This is a genomic window from Chryseobacterium sp. HMWF035, from assembly GCF_003094695.1.
Classification (GTDB): Bacteria; Bacteroidota; Bacteroidia; order Flavobacteriales; family Weeksellaceae; genus Chryseobacterium; species Chryseobacterium gambrini.
Genome location: NZ_QEHP01000031.1, coordinates 1 through 16820 on the forward strand (window position 1 = coordinate 1; position 16820 = coordinate 16820).

A 16820-nucleotide genomic window follows, 5' to 3' on the forward strand; every position below is an offset into this window, starting at 1 on the left:
GGGTGAGCTTTGCTCACCCCGCCGAAACTTTTTTATATGAATACTTTTCAATTTTAATATCCGGAAAGGTTATCATTCGTATGAATCTAAGCTGCAATTATTTTTAACGTAGGATTGTCATTCTGACCGCAGCGAAGCGGAGAGAAGAATCCACCTTAATAATCTTAACTCCTCAACTAAATCTTAACGGTTTAAAAATAGATTTCTCCTTCGTTGAAATGCCAAAATGCATTAAACATATCTGTGTTTATTTGTGAAAACATTTGTGAAATTCGTGTTTAAAAAATCTCTGAAAAATTAAAAGCGAAGCTCCTATCTTAATAATCTTAACTTCTCAACTAAAATCTTAATGGTACAAATTAGATTTCTCCTTCGTCGAAATGACAGGAGAGCATTTGGCAATTGTGTTTATTCGTGAAAACCATTTGTGCAATTCGTGTTTAAAAAATCTCCGGGAAATCAAAAGCAAAGCTTCTACCTTAATAATCTTAACTCCTCAACTAAAATCTTAACGGTTAAAAAAATAGATTTTTCCTTCGTCGAAATGACAGGAGAGCATTTAGCAATTGTGTTTATTCGTGAAAAAACATTCGTGAAATTCGTGTTTAAAAAATCTCCGGGAAATTAAAAGTAAAGCTCCTACCTTAATAATCTTAACTTCTCAACTAAAATCTTAATGGTAAAAAATAGATTTCTCCTCCGTCGAAATGACAGAAGAGCATTTAGCAATTGTGTTTATTCGTGAAAAACATTCGTGCAATTCGTGTTTAAAAAAACTCTGAAAAATTAAAAGCGAAACTCCTACCTTAATAATCTTAACTTCTCAACTAAAATCTTAACGGTTAAAAAAATAGATTTCTCCTCCGTCGAAATGACAAAAATGGCGGTAAATCCTTGTGCCATTAGTGAAAATCTTTGTGTTATTTGTGGTTTAAACTATCTTTGCTCCATGAATCAAAACACAGAAAAAACCGTTCTCATTTTAGGCGCCAATTCCGATGTTGCAAAACAGGCTGCGAAACAATACATCGAAAAAGGATTTTCCGTTATTGCCGCTTCCCGAAATACAAACTCTTTAGAACAATTTGTTTCAGAACACAATCTGAATTCTAAGGTGAAGGTTTTATCTTTCGATTCTGTTGATTTTGATTCTCATCAGAAATTTTATGATGAGCTTCCTGTAAAACCTCATATTGTGGTCTATGCAGCAGGTTTTTTAGTGGATAATGAAACCGCTTTAACCGATTTTAAAGAAGCTCAGCAAATGATGCTGGTCAATTATACGGGAGCCGTTTCTATTCTGAATATTATTGCAACGGATAAGAACAATAAAAATCTGGAAAGAATTATCGGTTTATCTTCGCTTTCGGGAGTTCGCGGGAGAAAAAGCAATTTTGTTTATGGCAGTACAAAAGCTGCTTTTACTACGTATTTAGCTGGCTTAAGACAGGAATTGGCTTCAAGAAATATAAAAGTCAATGCTTTGGTGATTGGCTACATTCGTACAAAAATCAATGAAGGCTTACAGTTGAATGAATCTTTAATGATGGAGCCTGATTATGTGGCAAAACATATCGTAAACGCAGGAAATTCTTTCACTATTGTTCCGAATTTCAAATGGAAAATCATTTATCTAATTTTGAAAATGCTGCCTGAAAGTCTGGTGGCGAAACTTCCTTAACTCATACTATGAATGATCAGTTTTTAGAAATTAAAACTTATATTGACAATATAAGCTCTTATGACAGTTCGGAAAGTTTTGAATATGATCATTTTCCGTACCTTAAAAATATTTTAGATCATTTTACAGCAAAACAGCAGGATGATTTTATAGAAGAAGTTTTTAAATGGGAAGATCATCAATTATATTTTTTTGCAGATTTTTTAGATTTTACACAATTTATATTAAAAGGAAAATATAATTCATCCTACGTTTTCTGCGAGTGTTTTTCAAAAATTAATAATGTTGAATATCTGAGATATATTTATATTAATTTGGAAATGTACTTAATGCGGAGAAAATTTTTTAACGATGATTTAATTTTATCTGTTGATGATATTGTTAACAATTTATACCTACTCATCAATCATTTAAGAGATGAAAATAGCATCGATTTTTGCTTAAAAATGATTGAAAATTTAAAGCATTAATTTCATTCAGCATCTCCCAACAATTCCAGCGCCTTCATCATATCAATTCCCTTTCCCAGAACAGGTTTAAACAAATCTCCCTTTTCTTTAATTCTTTCCAAAGCATTGTGAATATTAAAATCTGTCGGTTGTAAGCCTTTTTTCAGTTCATTCCATTCCAGAGGCATCGAAACAGATGCTCCTTCTTTTGGACGCAAACTGTAAGCACTTGCTAAAGTTTGTCCGGTTCTGTTTTGAAGATAATCGAGGTAAATTTTCTTGTGGTCGCGCTTTTGTAAGCTTCTTTCCAGTGTCGTGAGTTTCGGCAATTTTTCATTGACTTGTTTCATTAAAAGGTGGGCAAAATCTTTTACCTGATCAAAATCGTATTTTCCGCCCATCGGAATGTAGATATGAATTCCCGTGCTTCCGGAAGTTTTGCAGTATCCGTCGATTTTTACAGATTCTAAAACTTCATTTACCTGTAAAGCAGTTTCAATAACCTCATCAAACGTATTCTTTTTCGAAGGATCGAGGTCTAAAACCAAAAAGTCCGGGTGATCGAGATCGGGAAGTGAAGAATTCCACGGATTCATATCGATACAGCCTAAATTGTTTAAATAAGCCAAAGTAGCTTTGTCGTTACAATAAATATAATCGATGTCTTTATCATTCGATTCCGAGTAAACCTTCGTTGTTTTAACCCAGTCCGGAATACTGTCACCTGCATCTTTCTGATAAAAATTCTGCTCTTCTATCCCGTTCGGAAAGCGGTTTAGCGAAAGCGGACGGTTTTTAAGATGGGGTAAAATATAGTCTGCAACCGACTGGTAATATTCGATGACATCGCTTTTTGTAATTTCATCTTTCGGAAAATATATTTTGTCCTGATTGGTTAGTTTTACTTTGTGTCGGTTCAGGGTAATTTCTTGTTCGTTTTCAGAAGATTTTATCTTTTTTGAAGTTGTCATTTTAGTCATTTTGGGTTGGGAAATAGTTTCTGTTTCTTCGGAAGTATTTTCAACGTCTTCAGGGTTTTTGTCTTCTCTGAGCGCGATAAAAACAGGATGTCTGAAAATTCCGTCTTTGGTAATTTCAGAATATTTGATTTCGCACACCAGTTCAGGTTTTGTCCACGTCACCGGCATATTGGTTTTAGGCTTATTTTCGAATGGGGAAGTTGTAACAGTAATCTTTTCTAATTTCTGAAGAATTTCCTGAATCAGTTCACGGTTAAATCCTGTTCCTGTATGTCCGCTGTAGGTAAGTTTTCCATCAATATATTTTCCTAAAATCAAAGCTCCGAAACCTTCTCTTGAACCACGAGGTTCTGTAAATCCACAAATAATGGCTTCTTCAGTATTGGTAAATTTTATTTTCAGCCAGTCGGAACTCCGGTGATTTTCTACATAAATGCTGTTGGCTTTTTTAGCAATCATCCCTTCAAGCTTCATCTGTTTCATCTGACTGAAAAATGCAGTCCCTTTTTCCGGAACGTGATCACAGTATTTGATGACGTCGGTTTCAATGAGTGCCTCTTTTAACAGTTCTTTCCGCTGAATTAACGGCAGTTCTTCCGTAGAATGACCATTCAGCCATAAAATATCAAAAACCTGATAGATGAGAGCCAGATCCGGATTATCTCCAATTTGCTGAAGCCATTGGAAATTAGGTTTTCCGTTTTCATCGTAGGCAACAATTTCACCGTCAAGAATCATATGATGAATCTGATTTTCAAAATCCCGTGATATTTTTTCAAATTTTGAAAAGAAAGAGATCCCATTTCGGGAGTAGAAGAGAGTTTGATCGGTGCTTAAATCGGCAACAGCACGATAACCGTCCCATTTGATTTCAAATAGCCAATCTTCATCATCAAAAGCCTCTTCATGCGGTTTTGCCAACATGGGTTTGATGAAGTTTTCAAGCTTTTTTTCGTCAACTAAAGAATTGTAACGTTTGAATTTGGGCTTTATTTCTGAGGTTATGACTTTTTTTTGCTGCTTTTCAGGCTTTTTTTTTCCTCTAAAAATTTTGTGACTTGAGAATTTTTTGCGGTGTTTTCTTCGGCATCATAATCACTTTCCGCGAAGTCATCTTTATGTTTGATTAAGAGCCATGAATTTTCTTCCGTATTTTTTATTTTTACCAAAGCAAATTCGCCTTTCAGCTTTTTTCCGTGAAGGATAAATTTTAATGATCCTGCTTTTAATTCGTTCAACAACTCTTTTTCGTCAGAAAGTTTAGAATTGTTGTCGAGGGGTTCATACGTTCCGCTGTCCCAGATTTCCACCTGTCCGGCTCCGTAATTTCCTTCCGGAATATTTCCTTCAAAGTCTTTGTAATCGTAGGGATGATCTTCCACCATCATGGCAAGACGTTTGTCTTTAGGATCCAGTGAAGGACCTTTCGGAACTGCCCAGCTTTTCAGAACGCCATCCATTTCAAGACGGAAATCATAATGCAGTCGTGATGCAGCGTGTCGCTGAATCACAAAAATAAGCTGATCTTTGCTCTTTTTTGTTTTTCCTTTCGGTTCGCTGGTTTCGTCGAATTTCCGCTTTTGGTTGTAATCTTTTAGAGCCATTATGATGCGTTTTTAGATTTGGTATTCTGTAAACTGGCTTTTAGCTGCGCCATCAGATCAATTACTTTTCCTTCTTTTACAGGTTCGGCTTTTTTCGTTTTGGTGTTCTTACCTTTCGCTTTCTGTTTAATGATCTTCATCAAAGCTTCAGAATAGGTGTCTTTGTACATTTCAGGATCAAATTCCTGTGAAAGCTGTTCGATGAGGTTCACCGCCATTCTTAATTCAGCAGGTTTCGGAGCTTTCGCCGCCGGAATTTTAAGATCTCCGTAATCTCTGATTTCCTGTGCGAATCTCAATCGGTTTAAAACCAACACTTCATTGTTATAAGGGCGGATCATTCCGATGGCTTCACTTTCGCGCAGAACAAATGTTCCTACTCCAACCATTTCTGTTTTTGCCAGAGCTTTCAGCAAAAGGCGATAAGCATTTTCACCATTTTTCTGAGGTTCGAGATAGTACGGATTTTCAAAATAAACAGAATCTACTTCACTTTCTTTTACAAACTGATCGATAGAAAGGATTTTGGATTTTTCAGGACTTGCAGCTTCATAATCCTCTTCATCCAGAATAATGTATTTGTCGTCCATGAGATATCCTTTTACAATATTTTCCCATTTCACTTCCTTGCCTGTATTTTCGTTCACTCTTTTAAATCTGATATTCGAAAAATCAGACTTATCAAGCATATCCAAATCCAGTTTGGTGGTTTCGGTAGCAGAGTAGATTTTGACAGGGATATTGACTAATCCAAAGCCAATGGCGCCGTTCCAGATTGCTTTCATTGTACTTTATTTTCGGTAAAACGTACAATGATTGTGCCGTGTAACTGTCGTTTGATATTTTAAATAATTACAATTGAGTTATTTATGTTTTTTTAGGAACAGGTTATGTAAGAAATACTCCGTTAGAATCCGGAAGTATAATATTACCTTTACTGTAACATTTATTTAATCACAGCAAGATATATCTGTAAAATTCTATGAAATTTAAACTAATCACAGTATTTTTTTTATTCTTATTTCAGACGTTGCTTTTAGCACAGAACGAAAAAGCTATTGATATTTTTAATAACAGAAACGAAGATTTAAACCAAGCAGTAAAAGATTTATCTGTATTAAAGAAATCCGCGAAAGCTAATGAAAGCCAACTGCTTCTGAATTCTTTACTGGCATTAACCTGCATTACCAGAAAAGATTACGAATCTGCGAAAAAGTATATTACGGAAGCTGAAAAATTTTCTAATACAAATGGGAGTTCTTCAGGAGAAGCCTATTACAATTTTGCGACAGGTAAGCTGTACATGATCCTTGAGATTAATGACAAGTCAATAAATTATTTTTTAAAGAGTTTCAGACTTTTTAAGCTGAATGAGAATTTTGCAATGGCAAGTGATGCAGGAGTCTCCGTTTTCTATATTTCCAGTTATAAGGATGTGAAAATTTTGAATGAATCTCTTGAACTGGCGGATCGAAGCAAAGATGTGGGAGCAATCATTAATGCCAGATGCGGATTTGCCAATTATATGAAGAATGATTTTAATACTAACCGGGCTTCAAAATACAATTCGGATCAGCTTTTAAAATATCTTAAGGAAACGGCAGATCTGGTAAAGAATGAAAATGAAACCACCCAGAAATTTGCTTTAGCATCATTATATTTTAATTACGGATATAATTTGCTTTTTTATAATAAAAATCCGGAAGGCGATGTTTATCTCAATAAAGCATTAAAGCTTGCTAAAAAGTATAACTATCTGTCCATATACAGGAATTATTATGGTGCAAAAGGAGATATTCTTCTGGAAGAGAATAGAATAGATGAGGCTAAAGCTTTTTTTTATAGGGGATTGAAGGAAGCACAGGAAATGCCTTATCCGGATGCTGTTACAGAGCTTTTATTTTATGATGATCTGAAGAAAATCGCAGCGACGCAAAAAGATTGGGAAGAATTCTACAGGATCGACCAGCTTTTTCAGGCTGCAAGTAAGAAAGCAAACGATGAAAATGTAAACAAAGCGATACAAAACAGCATTATAAAATATGAAATGAAAGAGAAGGAAGAAAAAATAGAAACTCTGACTTCTAAAAATTTCAACCAGAGAATCTACATCCTGATCATGATTGTTGTGATTGTATTAATGCTGATCATCTGGTTTCAGTATCAGAAGAATAATAAGCTGAAAATGCATCTTATTTCGGAGAAAAATAAGCAATTAGAGATTGAGAGAAATCAGGTTCGTAAAGAATTGATCGGCAGTGTGCTTCATCTTGAAAAGAAAAATGAAATTTTGAATAATCTTAAAGAAAAACTGATGGAAAAAAAATCTGCCGCGCCTTCTGTCATAGATCATCAGATTTTTAAAGCGATAGACGAAGGGATTTTGGTAGATGATGATTTTGAAAAGTTCAGATCTAATTTCAATACCATTTATCCTGAATTTTTCAATAAATTATTGGATAAAGCCAACCAGAATCTTACTCAACTGGATTTAAAATATTGTGGTTTTATTTTGATGAAACTTTCCACCAAAGAAATTGCATCCCAGATGAATGTTGAGCCCAAAAGTATAAGAATGGCGCGTTACAGAATAAAGCAGAAGCTTAATCTGGGGAAAGACGAAGATCTGGATCAGTTTATACAGCAGCTTTCTTAGTTGTAATTGGTTTAAAATAAGCGGGTTAAATTTATTGTAGACGCTTTGTAGACGGTTTTAATTTCCTCATAGACACTTTATAGACACTCAAAATTGCTGTTGCTGATTTGCCGATAATATCTTTGCCGGGTTGAAAATAATTTTATTCAGAAATTTAAAAACTCAAAACATGAACAACAAAGTTTTAGCAATTATTTCGTATATCACGCTTGTCGGATGGCTTATCGCATTTTTTTTAAGAGACAAATCGCAAAAAGACAGGTTGGTTAATTTTCATCTCAGCCAGAGTTTGGGATTGGCAATTGTTTCCACGTTATTTAATATTGCGCTCACTATAGTCGCTACTATTGTTCCGTCATTGCACTTTTTAGGTTACATTGGCTATTTATTCTTTATTTTAATGATTTTGGGAATAATAAATGCCGCAAATGAAAAAGAAACCCCACTACCGCTTATCGGTAATATGTTTGTAAATAAATTTTCTTTTATCAATTAAAAATTCATTTCTTCACAAAGACTGAAAAATCTTTTTATTCTCTATAAAAAGATTTTCAGTTTTTGCAAAAGCTTTCTTATCACTGTTTAAAATACACCCATTACATCAACATAAAAATCATCCTCATAAACAAGCTGAGAAAAAACGAATAGAGGTCGGAAGAAATTCAGACCTTTTTATTTTTATAGATTAATGTAATATTCAAGGATCTAAAGTGTTCCTTTTTATATTGATTTTTGTTGTCGATAAGTTGTATAAGGGTTGTGTTGTAAGATGAATTTACGGGAGATGTGGTATTTTTAAATTTTTTTAAACTTTGCTTTCATCTTGAGATATAATAGTGTTTTATCAAGATTTTCTTTATCAACATTGGCTTTATCCAAAATAAAATTCATAAACGAGTTAGCTGTAATATAAAGATATCGATCGTCTAAAATGCAATATGTAATTTCGTTCCAGATAAATTTATATTCAGATTTATAATTTTTAAAACTAAAGTGATATGGGCTAAATTCCAAGAAGATATCTTTGGAGTTTCCTTCAAGATTTGAGATTTCACGATCTAATTTTTGATAAAAAGCCTTTTTATACTTTTTATATTGGGTCATATAATTGAAATATGTTGAAATTACAGCGACTGAAAAGCCTAAAAAGAATCCTGCAAAAGTGTAGTTTTCGAAAATTATGGTAATAACTCCGAGTATGGTAAATAATATTCCCCAAAAAAGATTTTTATTATTTTTTTTAAGATTATTTTTCCATTGTCTATTAAATTCATATTCATTAATCTGTCTTAAAATTTTTTCGGAGGAAGGTGTGTTGTAAGTGAAAATTTCTTCGTTCATGTTTCTGATAATAGTTTTTATTTTTTCTGTGAATATAGATTTTTATGAATTATTCAGTATTTATGCTGTCGCTTTTTAAATAATCAAACTTATCCGTGTTGATGTCTCCGATGGTAGATTCTACGCTGTATTGTTTAGAAACAATAATATATCTGTTCTTTTCATAGCAATGCTTTATAATTTCAACAGAAATCGATTCGTTGTTATCCAGATTAATAATTCCGCTAAAGCTTTCGCACCTGTAATGTCCTTCATCATTTTCGAAATGATCAAAAATACCTCTCATATCCTCCTGACTGAAAAATATGTTTTCAATTTCTGCTGAAACAATAGTGTGTTTTCTCAACGTTCTTTTAAAATCATATTCTACAATTTCTTTAGCTACCCCAAAGCAGGTTGAGCTAAATACAAGCAATAATCCTGAAATGTAAGAGAGCTTCATTATTTCTTCATAAACTTTTTCTTTTACGTTCGGAGGGTAATAAAGTATTTTCTTTATAAATATGATTATGAAATAAACTGCACAGGCTATTGCAGAAATATATCCTAAAGTGGCTATTAGAGAAATTAGTGTTTTCATAAAAAAAGCGGAGAAAAAATCCCCGCTTCTAATTTATGCTTTTAAATTTAATTTCAGTTCCAGTTCATCGAGCTGTTCCTCAGCAATCGAAGAAGGCGCATCGATCATCACATCACGTCCTGAGTTATTTTTAGGGAAAGCGATATAATCTCTGATCACTTCGTTTCCGTCCAGAATTGCTACCAAACGGTCAAACCCGAAAGCTAATCCACCGTGAGGCGGCGCTCCGTATTTGAAGGCATTCATTAAGAAACCAAATTGTGCTTCTGCTTCTTCTTTGGAGAATCCTAAAAGGTCGAACATTTTAGATTGAAGATCTTTATCGAAAATTCTGATAGAACCTCCGCCGATTTCATTTCCATTCAACACCATATCGTAAGCGTTTGCTCTTGCTTTTCCCGGATCTGTTTCCAGTAAATGAATATCTTCAGGTTTTGGAGACGTGAAAGGGTGGTGCATTGCATGATAACGTCCGCTTTCTTCATCAAATTCCAATAATGGGAAATCAACCACCCAAAGTGGCGCAAATTCGTTTCCTTTTCTTAATCCTAAACGGTTTCCAAGCTCCATTCTTAAAGCCGAAAGCTGCGATCTTACCTTATTTTCGTTTCCGGAAAGAATCAACATTAAGTCTCCTTCTTTAGCTCCGAATTTTTCAATAATTTTTGCTAAATCTTCCTCACTGTAGAATTTATTTACCGAAGACGTTTTTACCCCGTCATTCTGGAATTTCACCCAAACCATTCCCGAAGCTCCGATCTGTGGTCTCTTTACCCAATCTACAAGCTCGTCGATCTGTTTTCTTGTATAATCTGCACAACCTTCAACATTGATTCCGACAACCAGTTCTGCTTCATCAAATATTTTGAAATCTTTACCTTTTACCAGTTCATTCAGTTCCACGAATTCCATTCCGAAACGGATGTCCGGTTTGTCGTTTCCATATTTCTGCATCGCATCAGCGAAAGTCATTCTCGGGAAATCTCCGAATTCCTGGCCGGTTATATCTTTCAATAAAGTTTTCGTCATTCCTTCGAAAACATTCATCACATCTTCCTGCTCTACGAAAGCCATTTCGCAGTCGATTTGTGTAAATTCCGGCTGTCTGTCGGCTCTTAAATCCTCGTCACGGAAACATTTTACGATCTGGAAATACTTATCCATTCCGCCAACCATCAATAACTGTTTGAAAGTCTGCGGAGACTGCGGCAAAGCATAAAACTGTCCCGGATTCATTCTGCTCGGAACCACGAAATCTCTTGCTCCTTCCGGAGTGGATTTAATTAAAACCGGAGTTTCAACTTCGATAAATCCGTTGTCTGAAAGATAGTTTCTTACTTTCTGCGCCATTTTATGACGGAAAATCAATTTATCTTTTACAGGATTTCTTCTGATATCCAGATAACGGTATTTCATTCTCAATTCTTCGCCACCGTCCGTTTCGTCCTCAATGGTGAAAGGCGGAAGCTGAGATTCATTAAGAACTGTTAAATTCTCCACTAAAATCTCAATTTCTCCTGTCGGAATATTGGGGTTTTTGCTTACTCTTTCGATAACTTTTCCGGTAACCTGAATCACAAATTCACGTCCCAGTTTTTTAGCATTTTCCATCAGTTCCGCTGTAGAACGGTCCTGATCGAAAACAAGCTGCGTAATTCCGTAACGATCCCGAAGATCTATCCAAATCATAAATCCTTTATCACGGATAGTCTGTACCCATCCTGAAAGTGTAACTTCTTCATTAAGATTTTTAAGAGATAATTCTCCGTTTGTGTGCGATCGAAACATAATTATTTGTTTAAAGTTCAATGTTTAAGGCTCAGATCCGAACCTTGAATTTTCCGTTGGCAAAGATAAGATTTTTGCAGGTTTTAAAAACAAAAAAACTTCCCGAAGGAAGTTTTAAATTATTTATCTCTAAAAAAATTAAAGAACCATTGCCATTGCAGACTGTTTATTTTTAACAGCGTAGTCTTTTGCCGTTTTGCCTTTGCCGTCTTTTGCCTCTTTTTTAGCCCCGAATTTCATCAGCATTTTTGCTGCATCCATGTTGCCGGAAGCTGCTGCGTTCATCAAAGGAGTAACATCGCTGCAGGATTTATTTACGTCAGTTTTACTCACCAGATAATTGAACACATTCTTTTTGTTTTCTTTTACGCTCAAAGAAAGTAAATCTGTCTTTGTACCATTTACCGTATAGCATTTTGAAAAATCTTCCTGACTGAAATCTTTCTGAAAACTTTCCAGATTATCGGTGCGGAAGGTTTTCAACTGGTCTGCTGATAATTCCTGTGCAAATAATCCGTTGGCAAAAACAGAAAGTCCGAATAGCAAAGTTGCTGTAATTATTTTTTTCATAAAACTTGATTTATCTAAAGAATATACAAAGCTAAATAAAATTTTTCGATCAATGTTGCTAATTATTAATCCATTTCGTTGCTTTTTCCAAAACTTCGTCCTTATTGTTTTTAATTCCGTCTATTGTAGGTTTTACTTCAACATCGGGAACAATTCCTATTCTCTGGGTTTCTCTTCCGTCGGGATAATAGATGCCGATTCCGCTGATCATGGTGGAAATATTTCCCGGGAGTTTTATATCAGAAACATTTCCATCGGCTCCTGCCGTTGTAGAACCGAAAACTTTTGCATTCGGTGCGGTTCTGAAAGCCATGGTGTGATATTCCGCACTGCTTTGCGTGGTTTCATTAATTAATATGGCAATTTTGCCCTCATAATATTTTTTTCCGGTTCCCTGAGTTTTTAAACTTGGTGTAAAAGTGAAAAGTCCCGGCTGACTGTTGCTTGTATTCGTGAATTTTACGAAATCCGAGGATTCCGGTTTTAACAGTTTTCCCATTTTAAAAACCACAAAATCTGAAGGGTAGCTTCTGAAATCGATAACCAAACCTTTCGTGTTTTTAATTTTTTCAAAAACTTCAGGAAGAAGATCGGCATTTACACTTCCCATATAAACATAAGCAATGTTGCCATCGAGCATTTTAAAAAACTCTTTCGGCTCTTTTTTTATTTTAATTTCTGAATAAGCATAGGTTTTTATAGTTTTTTCTTCTGTTTTTCCGTCTCTTAAAATGGTAAGATTGATGGTTTCTGCATTGCTTCGCAACAATTTTCTCGAAATGTCCCGAAGTTGAGTAGGATAATTGGAAGCAGGAAGATATTTCAGCATATTTTTAATGATGTTGTCCATATTTTCACCATTAATTTCCGTGATGACATCTCCTTTTTTCAATCCGGTCTGTGTTCCTAAATTTTCATCATAAAAGCCTTCAACCACAGGTTTGTTTTCTGCAAAAGTTAATTTTACCGGAGAATACCTTTCGCCAAAATATTTTTCAAGCGATTTGCTGTTTCCCCAAATGTTGGCATGAGTGTCGTGAATTCTTCCAATCAGTTCCAGAGAAGCGAGATTGTATTCCGTTTCGTCTTTTGCGTTGATGAATTTTGGGATAAATTCTTTGAGCACGCCTTTCCAGTCTTCTTCGATGAGGTTTTTGTAAGGAAAATAATACTGAATCATGTTCCAGTATCTGTAAAGAGAAAGCAGTCTAAAACCTTCATCGGGATACTTCATCTCTCTGTAAGGATTTTCATGCCTGAAATCAGGATTGTCTACATTCGGAAAGAAATCGACGTAATAATTGACTTTTGGTCTTTTAGCATCTTTCAGTTGTAAAAGCAGCTCTGTAAGTTCTTTCGAGAAGCCAGAATTGGTGATCCAGTCGAGATCCGGTTTAATTTTTACATTCTTCGGCTCAGAATTTTTTGCTGTCTGAAATTTGCCTAAACCTTTGATCCAGTCTGTTAAAATCTGATCTCTCTCTTCAGCAGCAGCATTTTCAGTTTTTTTATAAATTCTGAAAAGTTCGTAATCCCAGTTGTAGTTTCCTTCGGCAACATTTGGATGATAATATTTCAGATACCCCCAGATTAATCCCAGTTTTTTAAGGTTTTCAATATTATTCTGATCGAGGTTGATGTTGGATATTTTAGAGCCTTTATCAAATTCTTTATCAAGCTCAACTTTCGTTAATTTTTTTTCGAAAATTTTAGCATTTTCAATGTCTTTTCCGTCAATGGAAACTTTTAAGTCGTCTACCCAGATTTTTCCTTTTCCTGAGAGCAATGCTCCGATAACGATCTGTTGCGTGTTTTCCGGAGACATATTGAGGGTAACCTCATATTTTTTCCAGTCGTTTGTACCTTTCAGACCAACGTTTTGCATATTGTTAAAAGCAACTTCAGGATCAATTCTCATCCATAATCCTGCAAATCCATCCGTTACATTTTCTGTTTTGAGATATCCGGAAAGCGTAATTTTTCTTCCTGCATAATTATTGGGAAGTGTGTACATGATTGCTCTGAAGCCTTCTGTACCTTCAGATTCTATCACGGCAGATGTCTTTCCCTGCTGTTTTTCATTAAAATCGGAAAATACTTTTGCAGAATTGTTTCCCATTAATTTCCATAATGCAGGAGAATTGTTTTCCGCGGTTTCAAAATCGAGATTTTCAATTTTTTGCTGGGCAAAAGAAGTCATTCCCCATAGAAGAAATGGGACGATGAAATATTTTTTCATAGTGATTAAATTTTTTTGTCAAATCTAAAAAGTAAGATCTGATATTATTGTTTGTGAATAATGGTTTTAAGGAAGTTTGTGAGGTTTGGGAATATTTTTAACGAATTTTTTAGTTTTAAAATCTTAAAGAATATTAATCTTTTACATATTCAAGGATGTCTCCGGGTTGGCAATCGAGTGCTTTGCAGATCGCTTCCAGTGTTGAAAGCTTTACCGCTTTGGCTTTTCCGGTCTTAAGAATGGAAAGATTAGCCTGAGTAATGCCAATTTTTTCGGCAAGTTCCTGAGACTGCATTTTTCTTTTCGCCAACATGACGTCTACGTTGATGATTATTGGCATAAATTAAATTGTTAAATCTACTTGTTCCTGGAGTTCCAGTCCTTTTTTGAAGAATTCGACGATGAATAATATTAAGACTCCGAAAAATAAGAATATTACAACAGAATATGTTACCGCAAAGAAACTTTTTACCGTAAAAGGAACGATAGCCAATGTAATGGCTGTATGAATAATATTAAGCCAGCCGAATCTTTTCAGCCAAAGTAAAGCATCAGCATTGAACACATTTTCTTTGCTGATTTCTCGTAAAAATTTATAGCTGATGAAAAAAAGCAGGGTTATAAAAATTTCGTTGAAAATATGACTCAGTACAGTTCCCGGATTAAAAAGTCCAGTAAGAAGATTCTGCTCGGTGAAAGGAATAAAGAACTTAAATTTCATCATATATTCCATCGGTTGTGTCCATTCATTCTTAGACCAGCCTACATCTGTTCCAATGATAAAAAAGTCTGAAAGAATATTATTTGCTGTCTTGAAATTATAAAAAGAAACAGCAAAACCAATGACAATGTAAATAAGCTGCACAGCAAAAAAAACAGCCAGTAACAAAAGCAGATAACTGATGTATTGTGAAACAGAATTTTTCCCGATAATTTTCATGAGTTTGTTATTTTATTATTGCAAATATATAATTATTTATTGTTTTACGATAAAAAATTATTGAAATTTTTATTTTTGATTTTTCTGAGTTGATAAATGCGCTTCGACTGATCTGTTCAGAATCTTTTTCATAAACTTTCCATAAGCCAAGTTATAATCATTTTTGAATCTATATTTTTGCGGAATATAAAACCGAATCAACAATGTCAAAATATTTCAATTTTCTTAAAAAAGCGCTAAGCGGTGAAGAAGTCGACTATACCAAAGCAACGATAAGAAGTGCGGTTCTTCTTCTCGCCATTCCTATGATGCTGGAAATGGCAATGGAATCTGTATTTGCATTGGTGGATCTCTATTTCGTAGGACATCTTAAAGAAAGCGGATTTGCAATACAGACAGTGGGATTAACAGAATCTGTACTTTCTGTGATGTATTCCATCGCGATCGGGATGAGTATGGCGGCAACAGCAGTGGTAGCAAGAAGAGTGGGGGAGAAAAATCCCGAACAGGCTTCCAGAAGTGCAGCGCAGGTTTTGCTGGTCTCTTTTGCCATTACTTTTCTATTGAGTCTGCTTGGAGTGATCTACGCTGAGGAAATTTTAATTCTGATGGGTTCAAAGCCCGAAGCAGCAGCATACGGAAAAGAATTCACAAGAATTATGATGGGAAGCAGTGTCATCATTATGCTTTTATTCTTAATCAACGGAATTTTTCGCGGAGCAGGAAATGCCGCGATTGCGATGAAATCTCTTTGGATCGCCAATATTGCCAATATAATTTTATGTCCGGTTTTAATCAAAGGTTTCGGTCCGGTTCCCGCAATGGGATTAACGGGAGCGGCTTTGGCAACCACCATCGGAAGAAGTATTGGAGTGATCTATCAATTATATCATCTTTTGATTGCAGATACGCAGATCAGAATTCAGTCAAAATATTTTAAACCCGACTTTGAAATCATTAAATCGGTTATCAAAATTGCAACTCCCGGAATTTTTCAGTTTGTAATTGCTTCCTGCAGTTGGATTTTTCTGGCTCAACTGGTCGCAACAACCGGCGGTGAAAATGCTTCTGCAGGATATCAGACGGCTCTGCGTTTAATGATGTTCTTTTTGCTTCCGGCTTGGGGATTAAGCAACTCCGCATCAACGTTAGTCGGACAAAACATGGGAGCCAACGAAATGTTGAGAGCAGAACAGTCCGTTATGAAAACTGTAAAGTATAATGTGATCTTTATGGTAACCGTAAGTGTTATTTTCTTTTTTATGGGAGATTTTTTAGTCGGATTTTTCACCAACGAATCTGAAATTAAAACTATTGCTACCAATGCTTTGCATATTATGGCGGTAGGATTTATTTTCTACGGAATAGGAATGGTGATGATTAATGCTTTTAACGGAGCAGGAGATACCTGGACTCCGACTTGGGTGAATTTGTGCGGATTCTGGCTGTTCCAGATTCCTTTAGCGTATTTTTTGTCCAAATATTTCGGAATGGGACCTAAAGGTGTCTTTATATCTATTCCCGTAACCGAAACTTTAATTACTATTGTTGCATTTATTTTGTTTAAAAAAGGAAAATGGAAAACGGTAAAAGTGTAAAAAGTATGGATGCTAGGTTTTTTAACAAAGGTCGATTTACGCTTCAGTAATAAACTTCCAGCCTCTGTCTTTCAACCTCCCGCTACAGAATTATAAAAATTTTAACAGCTCCAATCTTTGATTTTTACAGGGTATTTTTTAATTTCGTAGTCAATCAACTAAAATTTATTTCTATGGGAAAAGGAGACAAAAAATCTAGAAGAGGTAAGATCAACAATGGAAGCTATGGAAAAAGAAGACCGAGAAAAGCTTCGAAAACAGTTGCTGCTTCAGAAGAAAAAACTAAAAATTAAAATAAAAGGTAATGTACTGAAAAATAGTTGGTGAAATTCAGGATATATTTTAATAAATTATGCACGTTAATCCGAAGAGGACAAAAGCACTGGTGGAGATC

General features: G+C 34.9%; 16 protein-coding genes. 6 read left to right on the forward strand and 10 right to left on the reverse strand.

Annotated elements, in window-relative coordinates; all coding sequences use genetic code 11:
* Window positions 1–949 precede the first annotated feature (949 nt).
* Together DD829_RS05575 and DD829_RS05580 are read left to right on the forward strand one after the other, a co-directional pair.
* Window positions 950–1681, forward strand: coding sequence for an SDR family NAD(P)-dependent oxidoreductase (locus tag DD829_RS05575; protein WP_108411187.1), 732 nt, complete (start codon window positions 950–952; stop codon window positions 1679–1681).
* Window positions 1682–1689: 8 nt separating this feature from the next.
* A complete protein-coding gene (locus DD829_RS05580; protein ID WP_116547596.1) occupies window positions 1690–2151 on the forward strand; it encodes a hypothetical protein in 462 nt (153 codons plus the stop codon).
* A 2-nt stretch (window positions 2152–2153) separates the two neighbouring features.
* Here the strand turns inward: DD829_RS05580 and ligD are convergent, their stop codons facing one another.
* The 3 genes from ligD to DD829_RS05595 form a co-directional block, all read right to left on the reverse strand.
* Window positions 2154–4034, reverse strand: coding sequence for a DNA ligase D (ligD, locus tag DD829_RS05585; protein ID WP_108410193.1), 1881 nt, complete (start codon window positions 4032–4034; stop codon window positions 2154–2156).
* 77 nt (window positions 4035–4111) lie between these two features.
* Window positions 4112–4714 carry a DNA polymerase ligase N-terminal domain-containing protein gene (locus DD829_RS05590; RefSeq protein WP_108410192.1) on the reverse strand — a complete coding sequence of 201 codons (603 nt, stop codon included), beginning with the start codon at window positions 4712–4714 and terminating at the stop codon, window positions 4112–4114.
* The gene (locus DD829_RS05595; RefSeq protein ID WP_108410191.1) at window positions 4714–5499 is read right to left on the reverse strand and encodes a Ku protein; all 786 of its coding nucleotides are present in this window, start codon (window positions 5497–5499) and stop codon (window positions 4714–4716) included. Before DD829_RS05595 ends, DD829_RS05590 begins: the two co-directional genes overlap by 1 nt.
* A 197-nt stretch (window positions 5500–5696) precedes the next feature.
* Here DD829_RS05595 and DD829_RS05600 point away from each other — a divergent pair, with 197 nt between their 5' ends.
* Window positions 5697–7370 (forward strand): helix-turn-helix transcriptional regulator, encoded by a 1674-nt coding sequence (locus tag DD829_RS05600; protein ID WP_116547597.1) that lies wholly within the window; start codon window positions 5697–5699, stop codon window positions 7368–7370.
* Between the two features lie 169 nt (window positions 7371–7539).
* Window positions 7540–7866 carry an import component protein gene (locus DD829_RS05605; RefSeq protein ID WP_108410771.1) on the forward strand — a complete coding sequence of 109 codons (327 nt, stop codon included), beginning with the start codon at window positions 7540–7542 and terminating at the stop codon, window positions 7864–7866.
* A 299-nt stretch (window positions 7867–8165) separates the two neighbouring features.
* On the opposite strand, the gene DD829_RS05610 is transcribed toward DD829_RS05605, so the two are convergent.
* The 7 genes from DD829_RS05610 to DD829_RS05640 form a co-directional block, all read right to left on the reverse strand.
* Window positions 8166–8711, reverse strand: a complete 546-nt coding sequence (locus DD829_RS05610; RefSeq protein WP_108410764.1) for a hypothetical protein — start codon at window positions 8709–8711, stop codon at window positions 8166–8168.
* 49 nt (window positions 8712–8760) lie between these two features.
* Window positions 8761–9291, reverse strand: a complete 531-nt coding sequence (locus DD829_RS05615) for a hypothetical protein (protein ID WP_108410765.1) — start codon at window positions 9289–9291, stop codon at window positions 8761–8763.
* Window positions 9292–9324: 33 nt separating this feature from the next.
* On the reverse strand, window positions 9325–11079 hold the full coding sequence (aspS, locus tag DD829_RS05620) for an aspartate--tRNA ligase (protein ID WP_108410766.1): 1755 nt from the start codon (window positions 11077–11079) through the stop codon (window positions 9325–9327).
* 138 nt (window positions 11080–11217) lie between these two features.
* On the reverse strand, window positions 11218–11649 hold the full coding sequence (locus DD829_RS05625) for an ankyrin repeat domain-containing protein (RefSeq protein ID WP_108410767.1): 432 nt from the start codon (window positions 11647–11649) through the stop codon (window positions 11218–11220).
* A gap of 58 nt (window positions 11650–11707) precedes the next feature.
* Window positions 11708–13888: a S41 family peptidase gene (locus tag DD829_RS05630; protein ID WP_108410768.1), complete on the reverse strand. Its 2181-nt coding sequence runs from the start codon at window positions 13886–13888 to the stop codon at window positions 11708–11710.
* Between the two features lie 133 nt (window positions 13889–14021).
* Window positions 14022–14228, reverse strand: a complete 207-nt coding sequence (locus DD829_RS05635) for a helix-turn-helix domain-containing protein (protein ID WP_039365153.1) — start codon at window positions 14226–14228, stop codon at window positions 14022–14024.
* Between the two features lie 3 nt (window positions 14229–14231).
* The gene (locus DD829_RS05640; protein ID WP_108410769.1) at window positions 14232–14828 is read right to left on the reverse strand and encodes a DUF2975 domain-containing protein; all 597 of its coding nucleotides are present in this window, start codon (window positions 14826–14828) and stop codon (window positions 14232–14234) included.
* Window positions 14829–15031: 203 nt separating this feature from the next.
* Here DD829_RS05640 and DD829_RS05645 point away from each other — a divergent pair, with 203 nt between their 5' ends.
* Both DD829_RS05645 and DD829_RS05650 read left to right on the forward strand, forming a co-directional pair.
* Window positions 15032–16426: an MATE family efflux transporter gene (locus tag DD829_RS05645; RefSeq protein WP_108410770.1), complete on the forward strand. Its 1395-nt coding sequence runs from the start codon at window positions 15032–15034 to the stop codon at window positions 16424–16426.
* A gap of 173 nt (window positions 16427–16599) precedes the next feature.
* Entirely contained in the window at window positions 16600–16719 is a 120-nt protein-coding gene (locus DD829_RS05650) for a 30S ribosomal protein THX (RefSeq protein ID WP_076390669.1), read from the forward strand.
* Window positions 16720–16820: the final 101 nt, after the last annotated feature.